Below are 16,594 nucleotides of genomic sequence, written 5' to 3'. Positions count from 1 at the left end.
TGAAATTGAAAGAGGAGCAGATTTCGTGACTGACAAAAGCCTGGAAAGCATTCTTTCCGACAGCGGCGACATCGTCGAGCTACTGCGCAACCAGCGGACCGGCCCCAACGCTTATCCCGGCGTCCCGGCGGAATATTCGAACTGGCGTGACGAGCAGATGGCTTGGTCCAAGACCTGCGTGCTGTTCAATCAGTCTTACCACATGGTGGATCTCGAAGTTTCGGGCCCGGATGCGTTCGCGATGCTCAACCATCTCGGCGTGAACAGCTTCAAGGGCTTCGTGCCGGACCGCGCCAAGCAGTTCGTGCCGGTCACGCCCGATGGCTATGTCATCGGCGACGTGATCCTGTTCTATCTCGAAGAGAATCGCTTCAATCTGGTCGGTCGTGCGCCGGTGATCGAATGGGTCGAATATCACGCGCAGAGCGGCAAGTGGGACGTAAAGGCCGAGCGTGACGAGCGCACCGCCGTCCGCCCCGATCCGGAAAACCGCAAGTCGTATCGTTTCCAGCTACAGGGGCCGAACGCCATGAAGACGCTGGAACAGGCGATGGGGCAGACCCCGCCGGACCTGAAGTTCTTCAACATGACGACGATCGAGATCGCCGGCTGCACGGTGCGCGCACTGCGTCACGGCATGGCCGGCCAGCCCGGCTACGAACTGTTCGGCCCGTGGGCGGATGGCGAAACGGTACGGCAGGCACTGATCGCTGCGGGGAAGGATTTCGGCTTGGCACTGGTCGGCGGCCGCACCTATTCGTCGAACACGCTTGAATCGGGTTGGATCCCCTCCCCACTGCCCGCCACCTATACCGGCGAAGCGCTGAAGCCCTACCGCGAATGGCTCGGCGCCAATTCCTACGAAGCCAAGGCATCGATCGGCGGGAGCTTCGTGCCGGACAGCGTCGAAGGCTATTACCTGACACCGTGGGACCTCGGCTACGGACCGTTCGTCAAGTTCGACCATGATTTCATCGGCCGCGAGGCGTTGGAAAAGATGGCCGATCAGCCACACCGCAAGAAGGTGACGCTGGCGCTGGATAGCGAAGATGCGCTGCGCGTCATCAGTTCGGCGCTGCAGAAGGGCGACCGCGCGAAATACATGGAATTCCCCTCGGCGGTCTATTCCATGCATCCGTACGATTCGGTGCTGGTGGACGGCGAGATCGTCGGCGTTTCGACCTGGATCGGCTACAGCGCGAACGAGGGCAAGATGCTGACGCTTGCCATGCTCGACGCCAAATATGCCGAGCCCGGCACCAAGGTCACGTTGCTGTGGGGCGAACCCGATGGCGGCACGCGCAAGCCGACGGTCGAGAAGCACGTCCAGACGGAAATTCACGCAACCGTCGCGTCGGTGCCGTATTCGGAAGTCGCCCGCGATGCCTATGCGGACAGCTGGCGCACCCGCCAGCCGGTCTGATCGGGCGATCATATCGTAAAGCTCGGCGGGGGACAGGAATGTCCCCCGTTTTGCTATCCCAGTGCCAGCAGGTCGGCGGTCTTGATCAGTAGAGCGGTCGCGCGTCGCTCGACTTCGGCATCGAACCGCACCGTCGGGATCGCAACGCTGAACGCACCAACCACCTCGCCGTCGATGCGGGCGACCCGGCCCAGCCCATAGATGCCCGGCGTATGTTCCTCGCGCGTCCGCGCGATGCCGCTCTCGCGAATCCGCGCGATATCGGCGCGGAGTTCGGACTCCGATACGATCGTCGTCTCGGTAAAGGCACGGCGCTCGCTTTCCGCGAAATAGCGATCAAGCTCGTCGTCCAGCATCGCCGCCAGCAGCGCCTTGCCGGCCGAGAAGCCGTGCAGCGGGGCATTCGCGCCGGTCTGCACGGCATAGCGCAGCGCATGTTCGCTGGGTTCGGTCGCCAGCGCCTCGACCTGCCAGCCGCGGCGGACGAAGAAGGAGGATGTCTCGTTTAGCTGGATGCGCAGCGTGCGCACTAGCGGCGCGACCGTCTCCGTCAACGTGAAAGCGGGGGCATGCGCCTGCAACCGCTCCAGCCCCGGCCCGGCGCTGTAGCGACGCCCCTGGCGCAACAGATAGCCGCGCTCGGTTAGCGTGACGAGCAGATAGGACAGGCTGCTGACCGGGATGGCCAGCGCATTTGCGATCTCCTGCGCCATCAGTGGCCGCGCCCGCGCGACGACATATTCGATGATATCGAGCGTACGGATTGCCGATTTGACCGTCGCCGGCGCGGAAGTGTCTGCCATGCCTGCTTATACCGCGGACGAACGCCGCGACCAGATCATCGATCGAACACGATTGATCCGCGCCGCTCGGCGAAACGCCACCCGTCATCGGTGCGTACGAAGCGATCGTGGAACGATCCGACCAGCGGCGCTGCCGTACCGGTGAACAGCAGCATCGCGCTTTCGCCGCTCGCGCTGCTGTCGCTTTCCACGTCGATGACGATATTGCCGACGATGTGCCGCGACACGCGCGCCGGGCGCGCCTGAAACGCCGCAAGGATCGCCGCACGCCCGACGATCGGGGCATCAGGCGCAGTCGGTCGCGTCATCGTGCCTTGCTCGGCATAGAGCAACGCTACGCCGACCCAATCGCCTGCGTCATTCAGATTGGCGTAGAGGTTCACGAGCCGCGCGCAATCCTGTTCGATCGCGCGGCGCACCGCGTCCGTCATCACGCCGTCATTCACGCCGCTTCCAGCACCACGTGACCCACCGCGGTATTCGACGCCGGCACATGATAGAAGCGATGCAGTTGCGTCACGTTCGGCCCCAGCGCGCCGCGCATGATCAGCCACATGATCAGTTCGATACCCTCCGAGCCTGCCTCACGCAGATAATCGTAATGCGTGATGCGGCGCAGCGCCTGCGGATCGGCGACAAGATTGTCGAGAAACGTGTTGTCGAACTCGCGGTTGATCAGCCCGGCGCGCGCGCCCTGCAACTGGTGGCTCATCCCGCCGGTGCCCCACACCTGAACGTTGAGGTCTTCGGGAAAACTCGCCACCGCGCGGGCGATCGCCTCGCCCAGCCGCCAGCAGCGATCGCCCGATGGCGGCGGGAACTGCGTGACGTTGACCACCACCGGCACGACCCGCGTCGGCCAGGTATCGACCTCTCCGAACAGCAGCGACAACGGTACGGTCATGCCGTGATCGACATCCATCTCGTTCAGGATGGTCATGTCGAATTCGTCGATGATCAGGCTTTGTGCGATATGCGCGGCAAGTTCGGGATGCCCTTGCACGACGGGCACGGCGCGCGGCCCCCACCCTTCATCGGCTGGCTTATAGGAATCGGCGCAACCGATCGCGAAGGTCGGCACGACGTCCAGCATGAGGCTGGTCGCGTGATCGTTAAACACCAGGATCACCACATCGGGCTTCGCCTCGCGCTCCCATGCGCGGCTGGCCTCGTAACCGGCGAATACCGGCTGCCAATATTCCTCGCGCGTCTTGCCCAGATCGATTGCCGCGCCGATCGCCGGCACGTGGCTGGTCGCGACGCCGGCCGTGATGCGTGCCATATCAGTATTTTCCCTTGATCGATCGATTGCCTTCCGGCGAGCGTCCGCCTGCAATCATCATTGCGGCATAGTCCTCGGTGCTCATCCCGCTCATCGTGCTCACTGCCCGTTGCGCACTCCAGCCGTCGGTGCTGGCCAGTTTCATCAGGAAGTAGAAATTGCTGCCGAGCTGGATCAGCTGATTATAGTCGCGCGCCAGGATGGCGACGCGCTGTTCCTCGGTCATCGTATAGTTGGATAGGTAGCCTTCTTCGTCCGCCTTGAACGCTTCGCGCGCATCAGCCTTGCCCAGCGAATGGCAGAAGCGGTGCAGATGATATGCCCGGCGTGAACTGGCCGTGGTGAAGATCGTGGTACCGGGAATATCGGCCAGATCCTCCGGATTATAGCCCAGACCGGGCGTCACATCGCTCATCGTGATCCTCCTAGAAGTCGTAACCGAGCGACAGCCCGTAGGTACGTGGCAATAGATTGGGTGCGTGAATCACGCGGTCGGCGGACAGCGAGGCCGTCTTCAACGGCCGAGATGCATCGAACACGCGCTCGCTTGACGCACCGGCCATGAAGAGAACCAAGGAGGCGAAGCCGCTTGCGTGCGCAAACCCGTCAGCCATGCCGCACATGGCCCACTATGCAGCATAAGATATCGCCCAAACTGATGCGGTCGAAATGCACCGCCCCTCCCAGCTTTTCCAATATGCGAATTATTCGCTTATGCGAATTACTATCCCGGGTAGGTTACGATGGCAAGGCCGATCGGCGCAATCGTACGGAGGTTCAGCCCAGCCGGGCTGCCGCGATGTCCGCGCCTTCGCGCAACGATCTCAATTTGGCCCAGGTCACCGCCGGATCGATCTTGCCATAGCCGGCAAACGTGCCGAACCCGCAATCGGTGCTCGCCACGACGCGGTCGGCGCCGACGATGGCGGCGAACCGTTCGATACGTTGCGCGACCAGCTCGGGATGCTCGATATAGTTGGAACAGGTATCGATCAGCCCCGGCGCGAGGATCGTGTCATCGGGCAATTTAGCATCGCGCCACACCTTCCATTCATGCTCGTGGCGCGGATTGGCGGCCTCGAACAGGATCGTCGATGGTCGCGCCTTCAGCACGATATCGATGATCCGCTCCAGCGGAATGTCGTGATCGTGCGGACCTTCGTAGTTGCCCCAGCAGATATGCATGCGCATGCGATCCGCCGGGATATTGGCGGTGGCAGCGTTGAGCGCCTCGACGTTCGCCTCGATCGTGCGGAGGAATTCCGGCTCGTCCATGTCTTGGTAGCCCGTGTGGCGCGACATGGCGAGATCGGGGCAATCGAGCTGCAGTTCGAACCCGGCACCGGCGATCGCTTCATATTCCGGGCGCATCGCTTCCACCAAATCGGCAAGATACGCATCGTGGCTGGGATAGAAGGCGTTTGCCTGGAAGGCGGTGATCAGCCCTGGTGATGCTGAATTCAGGAAGGCGCGCGTGCCTTTACCATGCCGATCGAGCGCCTCCCGGAAGCGTCGGATGTCGTCGTGCAGCGGCTGCAGATCGACCAGCTTGACCGGCCCGATGCAGGTCGCGCGGGTGAATTCCTGCGCGCCCATGATCCCGGCAAGCTTCTGGCGCAATTCGGGCAGCGGCGCGAGATCCAGCGCCGGCTTGCGCTCGCTATGCCCGCCAAACCCGGAAAGCCGCTCGATGATATAGGTCGAATAGCCGACCTTGCCGAGTTCGCCGTCACTGACGATCGTCACGCCGGCCGCGACCTGCGCGGCGACCGCGGCATCAACCGCCGTCTGCACGACGATATCGAATGCTTCCGCATCATAGGGTTCACCCGCATCGCGCGCGAGCAGCAGCGGGGTCAGTTCGGGGCCGCGCGGCAGGCTGCCGACATGGCTGGTGGCAATTGCAGTCATCTGGCTTCCTCAAGTTTCACGGCGTGGACGATATGGCTCGTGTACGTTCGCTGAGCCCGGATTAGCCCAGTTCGGCGCCGATACCCGACGGTTTCGATCCGCGGATGGGATATCGGCACCAAGCCACCCCCAATGCAATGGATTAGTGGAAGTTATAGCACCGCATCCGATAAACTCATTTCCTGCATCGATCATCGGTTGGTAGAAAATCATAAAGCGCAACGCGCACCGACTTTGGTAGGGGATATGCATTGTCACTTCGCGCTTCAGGGTTCCGAACCCTTGCCGAACGATCGCCCGGCGTAACGCCGCTTGGTGCGAAATGAGGAACCTCAACATACTGGTCATCGGTGGCGGCATCGGGGGCCTGACGGCAGCGATCGCGCTGCGCCGGGACGGGCATGCCGTCACCGTCATCGAACAGAATCCGAACTGGTCGGTCTATGGCGTCGGAATCATCCAGCAATCGAACGTGATCCGGGCGATGAGCGATCTCGGGCTGATCGATTCCTATCTCGGGGCCGCGTACGGCTTCGATTTCGTCGAGATTTTTACGCCGACCGGCGTCAAGGTGGCGCGGGTGCCGTCGCCCAATCTCGTCGAAGGCTATCCCGCAAATGTGGGTATCGCCCGGCCGGCACTGCACAAGGTGCTGGTCGACCGGGTGCTGGCGGACGGCGTCGAGGTGAAGCTGGGCGTGACGGCGCGCCAGATCGACGATCTCGGCGACCGGGTCCGGGTCACGCTGTCCGACGATGGCGTGCAGGATTTCGACATCGTGGTCGGTGCGGACGGCGTCTATTCGCAGACCCGCGCGACCTTCTTCCCCGATGCGCCGCTGCCGGCCTATACCGGACAGGCGGTGTGGCGATACAATCTGCCGCGCCCGGCGGATCTGGATGCGCTGCAGGCATATAACGGGCCGATCGGCATCGGGCTGGTGCCGATGAGTGCGGACCAGATGTACATCTTCGTGACGACGCCGGAGCCCGGCAACACCCGTTACGCACGCGACGGGCTTGCCGCCCGGATGCGCGACAAGCTGGAGAATGCGCCACCGGCGGTGCGCGCGCTGGCCGCGGGGATCACCGACGATCAGGGCGTGGTGTATCGTCCGCTGGAAACGGTGATCATGGAGGGACCGTGGCACAAGGGCCGCGTCGTGATGCTGGGCGATGCGATCCACGCGACGACGCCGCACCTCGGCCAGGGCGCCGGCATGGCGATCGAGGATTCGATCGTGCTGGCCGAGGAGCTTTCACGCCACGATACGCCGGACGCGGCGTTCACCGCCTATCGCGAGCGTCGCTACGACCGCTGCGCGTATATCGTCCAGTCGAGCCTGGCGATCTGCCGCGGCCAGCTGGGCCTGTCCGAACCCGTCGATAACGCGGTGGCCACGCGCGAGATGTTCGCCGCCGTGTCGCAACCGATCTAATTAGTAAACCGAGGATTTTCCGATGAGTCGAGTAACTGACATCCGTTATGTTGGCTATGCCATGCCCGACATGGAGGCCGAGCGTGCCTTCTATGCCGATACCTGGGGCCTGCAGCCCGTCGCGGCGGACGACGGCATGGCCTATTTCAAGGCGCAGGGGCATGACGAGCATCATGTCGTGCGGTTGCGCCAGGACACGGTGAGCCGCGTGGATGTCATCGCGCTTGCCGCCGACACCCGCGCCGATGTGGAGGCGCTGCACGACAAGGTCGTGGCGGCCGGTTGCAAGGTGATCTTCGCGCCGCAGGAATTGACGTCGCCGGGCGGCGGTTACGGCTTCCGCTTCTTCACGCCGGACGGCTTGCCGTTCGAAGTCTCCAGCGATGTCGCACGTGGCGATCATCGCCAGATGGTGCGCTGGGATGCGGTGCCGCAGAAGATCAGCCACATCGTGCTGCATTCGCCCGATCACAAGGCGATGGTGCAGTTCTTCATCGATGTGCTGGGCTTCAAGCTGAGCGACTGGCTGGGCGACTTCATGGCGTTCCTGCGCTGCAACGAAGCGCATCACCGCATCGCTTTCCTCCCCGGTCCGCCATGCCTGAACCACGTCGCCTATGACGTGCTGACGATCGACGACATGATGCGCGGCATCAATCGCCTGAAGAAGAAGGGCACGGAGATCCTGTGGGGTCCGGGCCGCCATACTGCGGGCAACAACACGTTCAGCTATTTCACCACGCCGGGTGGCTTTGCAGTGGAATATACGTCCGAGCTCGAGGATGTGGATTTCCACGGCCATGAGGCCCAGGTCCATGTGCCCGGCCCGCAGATCATGGATCAGTGGGGCGTCGGCATCGGTGGTCCGCAGACCATGCCGCATCCGAAGGCCGATCCAGGCCTGTTCCAGCCGGCGGGAATATAAGCATGGCTTTGTTCGAATATTTCCCGAACTATATCTGGAACCTGTCGGTCGCGATGGCGCTGGAGAGCGGCGCGCAGATCGGCGAGATCGTCGATATGTGCCAGCCGATCCGCGATGCCGCCGCAAGCGGCGCGGATGCCGGAACGCCGCAATTCATGGCGCAATGGGTCGCGATGGCCGACCGGCTGATCGAGCTGGCCGACGAGGACGACGCGCGGGGTCGTGGTTTCTCGGCCTCGAACAAGCTCGAGCGGGCGTCGCTGTACCTGCTGGTCGCGGAGCGGATGCAGGGGCATGGCCATCCTGGCCGGCGCGATACCTATGCCAAGGCACTCGCCGCGTTCGAGCGATCGACCAAGCTCAGCAGCCTGCCGCGCGAACGGGTCGAGATTCCGCTGGCCGAAGGCACGATGCCGGCATTCTACACCCGCGCACCGGGTGCGGGTCCGCATCCTGTCGTGGTCTATTGCAACGGCCTCGATAGCTGCAAGGAACTGCTATACTGGTCGCGCCTGCCCGAGGCACTGGCGCGACGCGGTATTTCCACCTTGTGCGTCGATCAGCCCGGCACCGGCGAAGCGCTGCGGCTGCAGAATTTGCCGGTCGATCCGCACAGCGAAAATTGGGCGTCGAAAGCGGTCGACTGGCTCGAGGCGCGTGACGACGTGGATGCGGCACGGATCGGCATGACGGGCATTTCGCTCGGCGGTCACTTCGCACCGCGCGCGGTGGCCTACGAACCACGCTTCGCCAGTGGCGCGGTCTGGGGTGCCAATCACAATTGGCGCGAAGTTCAGGACAAACGAATGAAGCGCGAAGGCGAGAATCCGGTGCCGCATTACTGGGCGCATGTGATGTGGGCATTCGGCGCCCAGGACATGGACGAGTTTCTCGCCAAATCGGCGGACATGAACCTGAACGGCCATATGGACCGCATAACCGTACCGTTCCTGGTGACGCACGGTGCCAATGATCGCCAGATCAGTGTGCAATATGCGCATGATTGCTACGAACAGCTGGTCAATTCCCCGCGTCGCGAACTGAAGCTGTTTACCGCGCGCGAAGGCGGCGTGGAGCATGTCGGCGCGGACAATATGAGCTTCGGCCGCGATTACATCGCCGACTGGTTCGCCGACACGCTGGGCGGGCACAGCGCATGAGCCGGCGCTTCCTCGACCTGTCGATCACGCTGGATCCGGACGTGATCACCGACCCGCCGTTCATGCGGCCGAGCATCACGTACCAGACGCACGAAGAGACGGTCGCGGAGATGCAGATGTTCTTCCCCGGCCTGAAGGCGGAGGAGCTGCCGGGCGGTCTCGGCTTCGCGGCATCGGAAAAGCTGACGCTGACGACGCATAACGGCACGCATCTCGATGCACCGTGGCATTACCATCCGACGATGGATGGCGGGAAGCCGGCGATCACGATCGACGAGGTGCCGCTGGATTGGTGCTTCCGGCCTGGCGTGAAGCTCGATTTCCGGCATTTCGCCGACGGCTATGTCGCCACGGCGGCGGACATCGAGGCGGAACTGGCACGCATCGGCTATGACGTGCAGCCGCTGGATATCGTGCTGGTCAACACGGCCGCCGGCGCGGCGCTGGGGGGACCGGACTTTCTCGGATCCGGCTGCGGCATCGGTTACGAGGCCACGATGTACCTCACCACGCGCGGCGTGCGGGTTACCGGCACCGATGCGTGGAGCTGGGATGCGCCGTTCGCGCATACCGCACGCAAGGTGGCGGAAACAGGCGATACGTCGCTGATCTGGGAAGGCCACAAGGCCGGTCGCGACATTGGCTATTGCCACATGGAAAAGCTCACCAATCTCGATCAGCTGCCAGATTACGGTTTCACGGTTTCCTGCTTTCCCGCAAAGGTGAAGCGCGGTTCGGCCGGCTGGACACGCGCTGTCGCGATCTTCGAGGACTGAGACGATGAAACTAGCCACGTTGCGCGATGGTACGCCGGATGGCCGACTTGTCGTGGTTTCCCCGGATGGCCGCAGTTGCGCGCCGGCGCCGGTGGGCACGTTGCAAGCGCTGATCGAGAATTGGGCGACGCACGCAGCGGCGCTGGCCGAGGTTTCGGCGTTCCCCACCGCGATCGATCCGGCGTCGCTGTGTGCACCGCTGCCGCGGGCGTGGCAGTGGCTGGATGGGTCGGCGTTCGACAGCCACGGGCAACTGATGGATTTGGTGTTCGGCAACAAGCCCGAGCGTGCCGGCCTGCCACTGATGTACCAGGGCATGTCCGATCGGTTTTATGGCCCGCATGACGATATTCCGGTGCCGTCGGAAGAACTCGGCATCGATTTCGAGGGCGAGTTCGGCGTGATCGTCGATGCCGTGCCGATGGGCACGACGGCATCCGACGCCCTGGGGCATATCCGGCTGATCGTGCAGATCAACGACTGGTCGCTGCGCGCGCTGGCCGGGCCGGAAATGAAGACAGGTTTCGGCTGGGTGCAGGCCAAGCCGGCGTGCAGCGCCGCGGGCATCGCGGTCACCCCCGACGAGCTCGGCGATCAATGGCGCGACGGCCGTGTTTGCCTGGATCTGCTGGTCGATTGGAACGGCCAGCGATTCGGAGCGCCGAACGGGGCGGCGATGTCCTTCGGGTTCCACGAACTGATCGCGCATGCCGCGCGCACGCGCGCCTTGCCGGCCGGGACGATCATCGGCTCCGGCACCGTGTCGAATGCCAATTTCCGCGAGATCGGATCCACCTGCATTGCCGAGCGCCGCGGGATCGAGATCGTCGATGACGGCGCCCCCGGCACCGCGTTCATGCGCTTCGGCGATACGGTGCGGATGGAAGCGCGGCTGACAGATGGCAGCGCGCCGTTCGGCGCGATCGAGCAACGGGTCGTGCAGGGCTGATCCTGCGATATCAGGCGGTCGCCGGCCGGCGTCTCGACGCAACGCCGGCGATCGCCGCGGCACCTGCGGCACCGATCCCGAAGATCAGCAGCGCGGGCTTCAGCCCCCCGGTGAGTTCGGTGAGGGCGACGGCGATCAATGGTGCCATGAACTGCGCGAGGAAGAAGGTGCCGGTCCACAACCCGGTGCCACGGCCACGCGCGGCGGGCGGCAGCACCTGCATCACCCAGGTCAGCAACGTCGGCAGCAGGATTCCGCCACCGACACAGCTGATCACGGCGAACATCGCGACAATCCAGAAGCCGCTGGATTGCGACACGCCGACATAGCCGATCGCGGCCAGCGCAAAGCCCGCCGCCAGCAGCAATGTACGGTTTTGCTGGGCGCCGCGCCGGAAAATCAGCGCGCCGATCACCACACCGAAATTGGCCGCGGCACCCGCGCCGCCGATCGCCGCGGGGGATGTGACGCCGACGATCTCCATGATCGGTCCGATCTGGATCAGCATCGTATAGAACAGCAATGCCGCGCCGAGCGTGATCGCGACGATCGGCAGCACGCGCGCGAACGGGAAGAGCGTCTGCTGCGCGGTGGTGCGCGTGGCCGGTGGCTCGAACAGGATCATCGCGGAAAACAGCCCGATCGGCAGCGCGAGCAGATACAGCAGGAAAGGCCCGCGCGATCCCAGCATCTCGCCGAGGATGCCGCCCGCGGCGATCAGCACGATCGCACTGAGGCTGACGACCGCCGTCTGGATCGCGATCCAGCGTTCGCGACGCTCGCCATCGTAATAGTCGCCGATCAGCGTGGTGGCGACGGTGGTGATCGCCGCCTCCATCAGCCCGAGCAGGACGCGCGACACGACGATCCATGTCAGGCTGGTGAGATACAGCGGCATCAGCCCGATCAGGCCGTACAGCACCAACGCCGTCACCTGGACCCATTTGCGCCCGACCCGGTCACTCAGCCAGCCGGCGGCGGGCGAGAAGATCGCCACGCAGAGCGCCGGGATGGTCAGCGCGATCGGCACGAGGAACGCTGCGCCTGGCACCGCGGCGAATTCGCGCAGCAGCAGGGGCAATACGGGGACCAGCGAGATGATCGCCATGGCCGGCATCACGGCGGCGGCCATCAATACGACGCCGTGGCGCGTCGTCGCCTGGCGCGCGGCCATGGGTGACGCGGTCATGACCGTCATGACGATGCCCGGTGGCGAAGCGGGCGTCGGCGCCCGGGACGGACGTCGAGCGCGCGTGTCGTGCGACAGCCTAATATCATGCATCCACCCCCGTTTTGACGGCAGCATAGAGGCGCGTGAGCATTCGGGAAAATAGATTGTAGCAATCAACTTCCATCACCATCGTTGATGTGAGATTGACTGCGGATGCGATTCAAGGGCCTCGATCTCAATCTCGTCATGGCGCTGGACATCCTGCTCGAGGAGCGCAGCGTATCGCGCACCGCCGAGCGGCTGAACCTCAGCCAGCCGGCGGTCAGCGCCGGGCTGGCGCGGCTGCGCGAGTATTTCAAGGACGACTTGCTGGTATCGGTCGGGCGGCGGATGGTGCCGACCGCCTATGCCGAGTCGCTATGGCCGATCGCCCGCGATCTGCTGGCGACGGCGGACCGGCTGATCGATACGTCGAGCAGCTTCGAACCGGCCACCGCGCGTCGGCGGTTCCGCATCAATGCCTCGGATTACATGCAGACGGTGCTGATCACGCCGGTGCTGCGGAACATGCATGCGCGCGCGCCGAACGTCAGCGTGGATGTCGGGCCGACCGGGCCGCTGAGCATCGTGCAGTTCGAGTCCGGCTATATCGACATGATGATCACGCCCGAACAATATGCCTCGCCGTCGCATCCGGTGCAGCAATTGCTTGAGGAACGGCATGTGGTGGTCGGCTGGTCCGAGAACCCCGCGATGGCCACGCCGCTGGACCTGGAGACGTTCCTCAGCCTGGGTCATATCGCGGTGAGCATCGGTAGCGGGCGGGAGATGTCGTTCGCCGAACGCCATCTGCTGCCCTATCGCGATCGGCGCCGGATCGAAGTGACGTCGTCGACCTTTTCCGGCGTGCCGATGATGTTGCCGCACACGTTGCGCATCGCGGTGCTGCAGGAGCGGCTGGCGACGGCCTATTGCACTGCGTTTCCGCTGCGCGTGCAGCCGTTGCCGTTCGATATGCCGCTGCTGCGCGAGGTGGTGCAATATCATACCGCCCGCGCCGACGATGCCGGCATCGCCTGGCTGATCGGCGAGTTCCAGCGCGTCGCCGCGGAACCGGTGGCGGCTTAGCGTGCCCGCTGATCCGCCTCGTCTGCGTCGTGCCTGATGTCCGACAGGCGCAGAAACAGGACGAGCGCCACGACCAGCCCGGCTGCGGCCATCATCAACGGGACATCGTAGCTCCCGGTATAATCCGCCATTGCGCCGACCCAGAGCGGCCCGAACCCGGCCATCAGCATGAAACTGGCATATTGGATCGCATACAGCCGCCCATAGCCGGCGATCCCGAAACGCCGTGCGGTCATGTAACCGATCAGATCGGCCTCGGCGCCCATCGCGGTGCCAAGCGCGATCGCGCCGATCCAGGCGAACGTCACACCCTGGGCGGCGAGCGTCAGGCAACCCGCGGCGCATAGAGCGCAGCAGGCGGCGGCGAGCCGCGCGGCGCGTAAGCGATCGGCGAGCCAGCCGACCACGACCCGGCTGACGATCACCGATGCGCCGATCGCGCCGGCAACCAGCCCGGCGTCGCGCGGCGCCATGCCGGCCTCCCGCAGCATCGGTACGAAGTGCGGCAGCAGCCCGGCAAACGACAATGCCATCGTGCCGAACGCCGCGAGCAGCATGATGAAATCGCGCGAGCGTAACGCAGCGGCGACCGCCACGTTGGCGGCGGGCGCCGCAGTGCGCGGCTTGCCCGGTAGCGACAATGCCGGGATGACGCCGGCAAGGGCGATGGCGGAGAGTGCCAGATAGCCGATCTGCCAGCCATTGGTGGCGACGATGCCGGCCAGGATCGGCGGCAGGATCATCGCCGAAAGCCCGATGCCGAGTTGCGTCAGCCCCAGTGCGAGCCCGCGCGATCGATCGAAGGCGGCGCTAACCGCGCGGGTATAGGCCACCGGTGCCGAACAGGCGGCCAGGAAGCCGATCGCCGCCATTACCGCCAGATAGGCGGGGATCGAATGGACGACGGTGCCGAGCGCGAGGAACCCGCCGGATAACGCCACGGATCCGAACGCTGCGGGGCCGCGCGCGCCGAACCGATCGATCAGCCAGCCGACGAACGGCAATGCCATCGCCAGCGTCACCGTCGACAGGAAGAACGCCCAGCCCAGCCCGGTGCGCGACAGGCCGATCGCAATTTCCAGGTCCTTGGCGAAGATTCCGGCGGTGTAGGTCAGCAGGCCGGCGATGCCGAGCCCGACGCCGGATGCCGCGACCAGCACGATCGGCCAGCCGCGGCGAAACTCTCCGGCGTGTGGCATCAGAAGCGGAAGCCGATCCGGGCACCGTACGTGCGTGGTGGGCGCAGCGTGAGCAACGTCGCGTTGATGATCGGGCGGGTCAGCCCGCCGGCGAACACGGCATTGTCCTCGATGTTGTTGACGAACCCGGTGAGCGACCAGGCATCGCCCGGTGCACTGAGCGTCAGATACGCATCCGACGTCATCGATCCGTCGCGACGCTGGTAATCGAGATAGTCGAGGTTAAGCCACGCGGCGCTTTCCAGGCGCGTGCGGGCGCCGGCGGTCAGCCCGTAATCGCCGAGCTGGAAGCGGTGCTCGTAATTCACGTTGGCAGTCCATTTGGGCGAAAAGACGCCGGGCTTGCCCGAGCAATCGACGACGAACAACCGGGTCGGCGGGGCCGCGACGCGCGTGTCGTTGCTGACCTGGCACGACGTGACGAGCGGTGCGCCGCTGGTGGAGATCGCGTTGTAGACCAGGCTTTGATAGCGCGCGTTGAGATACTGCACGGTGGCACCGAACGTGTCCGCCGCGGTCGGCTGGAACAGCACGTCCACCTCGGCACCGTACATTCGCGCACGGCCCGCATTCACCGTCACGCCGGCCTGCGCGAAGTTGCCCGGGGTGGCCTCGATCGGGCCGACATAGCTGATCTGCTGATCGTTATATTTCCAGTAGAATGCCTCCAGATTGATCTGCAGCTTGTTGTTCAGGAAGCGGTTTTTGGAGCCCAGCGTATAGGCGGTGAGCGTCTCGGGACGATAGGTGTTGGTGCCGGCGGAGGGGTAGAATCCGCCTGCCTTGAACCCGGTCGCGACGTTGGCGTAGATCAGCGAGCGCGGCGCGACATCCCATTCGATCCCCGCCTTCCAGGTGAATTTGCTGAAATCGAGATCGCCGTTGATCGGCACGCTCGGCGGATTGGGCACGAAGAAGCTGGTATTCCGGGTCGAGCCGGTCAGCGTCTTCATTTCCTTGGTATAGCGCCCGCCGCCAACGATCCGGAACGTGTCCGCAACGGAATACGTCAGCTGGCCGAACACCGCCTTGCTGGTGGTCTTCAGCCGCGGGAAATATTCGGTGTTGGCAAGGATGCCCTGGTTGTAATTGTTATACCCGTCCTGCTGCTCGTGGAAGAAGAACGCGCCGAGCACATATTGCAGCGCCCCGCCGCCCTGCGAGGCGAGCCGCACCTCGGCCGACATCTGATCGTCATCCTCCGTGAAGCGCCCGGGAAAGCCCGGTGCGTAGGTCAGGATGTCAGGCTTGCTCTTGCGATAGGCGAGGATCGTGGTCAGCGATGCGAAGCCGAGATCGCCGGTGGTGGTGAGCGAGGTGCCCCAGAACGTGCTGTCCTGGAAACCATCGCCGCGCGGCACCGTAACGGCATTGCGGAGCGCATCGGGCGACAGGAACGAGAATGGCGGCACGAAGCGGAACGTGTTGACCGTCAGCTGCTGCAGCAACGCGGTGATCTGGGGATCGGCGGCACCGACACGGTCGCGCAGATTGGGCACATTGGGCGTGACCGGCGAGGCGACCAGCGCCGCGCCGACGCCCTTTCCGCCCTGGTGCGTGTAATCGGCGCTGAACAGCATTGAGAAGCGGTCGCTCGGCTCGATCAGCAGCGAACCACGGAACGTCTCGACCTTCTCGTCGTCATAGCCATCGGAATAATAGCCATCACGATCGACCACCTGGGCGGCGAGGCGCAACGCGGCGATCTTGCCGATCGGGATGTTAAGCCCGCCCTGGATCTTCTTGGAATCGTAATTGCCATATTCCGCGGTCATGTCGCCGCTGAATTCGCCGAGCCGCGGGCGGCGTGGGATCAGGTTGATGGCGCCGCCGGTAGCGTTGCGCCCGTATAAGGTGCCCTGCGGCCCTTTCAGCACTTCGATCCGGTCCAAATCGAAGAACGATCCGGCCGGTGCGGTGGGGCGCGCGTAGAACACGCCACCAACCGAGAAGGCGACCGCGTTTTCCTGAAACGAGTTGATCGCGGTCGCGCCAACGCCGCGAATGAAGAAGCTGGACGAGATGCCGACCGGCTGGACCGTCAGCGCGGGGATCAGCTTGGTAAGCTGCGCCGCATCGGACACGCCGGCGCGAACAAGGTCTTCACCGCTCACCGCATTGGCGGCAATTGCCGCGCGTTGCAGCGATTCGGATCGCCGTTGCGCCGTGACGATGATGTCGCTGATACCTTCGTCGCCGGCCGTACTTTGCGGGGCGGCCGCCGCGTCACTCTGCGTAGTTGATGCCTGGGCGTCGTCTTGCGTCGTCTGCGCGAGTGCCAGTCCCGGCAACAAGAATGCGGTTACGGCGATGCCGCCGAGCAGTGCTTTCTTCATAATCCCCTCCTCTTATATTTGGGAGCGGCATAGGCAGTCGTGATCGGTAGGAAAAATCGATATACGTGATGCTCGGCGATAAGCTTCGGTGAT

16 protein-coding genes are annotated in these 16,594 nt (G+C 64.2%); 7 read left to right on the top strand and 9 right to left on the bottom strand.

Annotated features, from left to right (window positions below):
* Nucleotides 1–25 precede the first annotated feature (25 nt).
* Nucleotides 26–1,423: a syringate O-demethylase gene (gene desA / locus NV401_RS14440; protein WP_261295148.1), complete on the top strand. Its 1,398-nt coding sequence runs from the start codon at nt 26–28 to the stop codon at nt 1,421–1,423.
* Between the two features lie 53 nt (nt 1,424–1,476).
* Here the strand turns inward: desA and NV401_RS14435 are convergent, their stop codons facing one another.
* From NV401_RS14435 to NV401_RS14410, 6 genes are all read right to left on the bottom strand, one after another.
* Complete coding sequence (locus NV401_RS14435) at nt 1,477–2,226, bottom strand: IclR family transcriptional regulator (protein ID WP_261295147.1); 750 nt, start codon at nt 2,224–2,226, stop codon at nt 1,477–1,479.
* A 35-nt stretch (nt 2,227–2,261) separates the two neighbouring features.
* Nucleotides 2,262–2,672 (bottom strand): nuclear transport factor 2 family protein, encoded by a 411-nt coding sequence (locus NV401_RS14430; RefSeq protein ID WP_261295146.1) that lies wholly within the window; start codon nt 2,670–2,672, stop codon nt 2,262–2,264.
* Entirely contained in the window at nt 2,669–3,508 is an 840-nt protein-coding gene (locus NV401_RS14425; protein WP_261295145.1) for a class III extradiol dioxygenase subunit beta, read from the bottom strand. The genes NV401_RS14430 and NV401_RS14425 overlap by 4 nt, the downstream gene beginning before the upstream one ends.
* A gap of 1 nt (nt 3,509) precedes the next feature.
* Nucleotides 3,510–3,923, bottom strand: a complete 414-nt coding sequence (ligA, locus tag NV401_RS14420) for a protocatechuate 4,5-dioxygenase subunit alpha (RefSeq protein ID WP_261295144.1) — start codon at nt 3,921–3,923, stop codon at nt 3,510–3,512.
* A gap of 10 nt (nt 3,924–3,933) precedes the next feature.
* Nucleotides 3,934–4,122: a hypothetical protein gene (locus NV401_RS14415; protein WP_261295143.1), complete on the bottom strand. Its 189-nt coding sequence runs from the start codon at nt 4,120–4,122 to the stop codon at nt 3,934–3,936.
* Between the two features lie 163 nt (nt 4,123–4,285).
* Entirely contained in the window at nt 4,286–5,419 is a 1,134-nt protein-coding gene (locus NV401_RS14410; protein WP_261295142.1) for a cobalamin-independent methionine synthase II family protein, read from the bottom strand.
* A 322-nt stretch (nt 5,420–5,741) separates the two neighbouring features.
* On the opposite strand from NV401_RS14410, the gene NV401_RS14405 reads away from it, so the two are divergent.
* Genes NV401_RS14405 through NV401_RS14385 form a run of 5 tightly spaced genes read left to right on the top strand, consistent with a single transcriptional unit; the run spans nt 5,742 to nt 10,667 of the window.
* Entirely contained in the window at nt 5,742–6,857 is a 1,116-nt protein-coding gene (locus NV401_RS14405) for an FAD-dependent oxidoreductase (RefSeq protein WP_261295141.1), read from the top strand.
* A 22-nt stretch (nt 6,858–6,879) separates the two neighbouring features.
* A complete protein-coding gene (locus NV401_RS14400; protein WP_261295140.1) occupies nt 6,880–7,782 on the top strand; it encodes a VOC family protein in 903 nt (300 codons plus the stop codon).
* Between the two features lie 2 nt (nt 7,783–7,784).
* A complete protein-coding gene (locus NV401_RS14395) occupies nt 7,785–8,942 on the top strand; it encodes an alpha/beta hydrolase family protein (protein WP_261295139.1) in 1,158 nt (385 codons plus the stop codon).
* A complete protein-coding gene (locus NV401_RS14390) occupies nt 8,939–9,718 on the top strand; it encodes a cyclase family protein (RefSeq protein WP_261295138.1) in 780 nt (259 codons plus the stop codon). Before NV401_RS14395 ends, NV401_RS14390 begins: the two co-directional genes overlap by 4 nt.
* A gap of 4 nt (nt 9,719–9,722) precedes the next feature.
* Nucleotides 9,723–10,667, top strand: coding sequence for a fumarylacetoacetate hydrolase family protein (locus NV401_RS14385; protein WP_261295137.1), 945 nt, complete (start codon nt 9,723–9,725; stop codon nt 10,665–10,667).
* A 10-nt stretch (nt 10,668–10,677) separates the two neighbouring features.
* Here NV401_RS14385 and NV401_RS14380 read toward each other — a convergent pair whose 3' ends face one another.
* Nucleotides 10,678–11,856 carry an MFS transporter gene (locus tag NV401_RS14380; protein WP_261295136.1) on the bottom strand — a complete coding sequence of 393 codons (1,179 nt, stop codon included), beginning with the start codon at nt 11,854–11,856 and terminating at the stop codon, nt 10,678–10,680.
* Nucleotides 11,857–12,051: 195 nt separating this feature from the next.
* On the opposite strand from NV401_RS14380, the gene NV401_RS14375 reads away from it, so the two are divergent.
* Entirely contained in the window at nt 12,052–12,966 is a 915-nt protein-coding gene (locus tag NV401_RS14375) for a LysR family transcriptional regulator (RefSeq protein WP_261295135.1), read from the top strand.
* Here the strand turns inward: NV401_RS14375 and NV401_RS14370 are convergent.
* Both NV401_RS14370 and NV401_RS14365 read right to left on the bottom strand, forming a co-directional pair.
* Nucleotides 12,963–14,165 (bottom strand): MFS transporter, encoded by a 1,203-nt coding sequence (locus NV401_RS14370; RefSeq protein ID WP_261295134.1) that lies wholly within the window; start codon nt 14,163–14,165, stop codon nt 12,963–12,965. The two genes, NV401_RS14375 and NV401_RS14370, sit on opposite strands and share 4 nt — an antisense overlap.
* The gene (locus NV401_RS14365) at nt 14,165–16,501 is read right to left on the bottom strand and encodes a TonB-dependent receptor (RefSeq protein ID WP_261295133.1); all 2,337 of its coding nucleotides are present in this window, start codon (nt 16,499–16,501) and stop codon (nt 14,165–14,167) included. Before NV401_RS14365 ends, NV401_RS14370 begins: the two co-directional genes overlap by 1 nt.
* Between the last annotated feature and the right edge of the window lie 93 nt (nt 16,502–16,594).

This window comes from Sphingomonas hylomeconis (assembly GCF_025370105.1).
In the GTDB taxonomy this organism is placed as follows: Bacteria; Pseudomonadota; Alphaproteobacteria; order Sphingomonadales; family Sphingomonadaceae; genus Sphingomonas; species Sphingomonas hylomeconis.
Note: the sequence above shows the minus strand (reverse complement) of the source record. Positions and strands in the feature narration are given on the sequence as shown.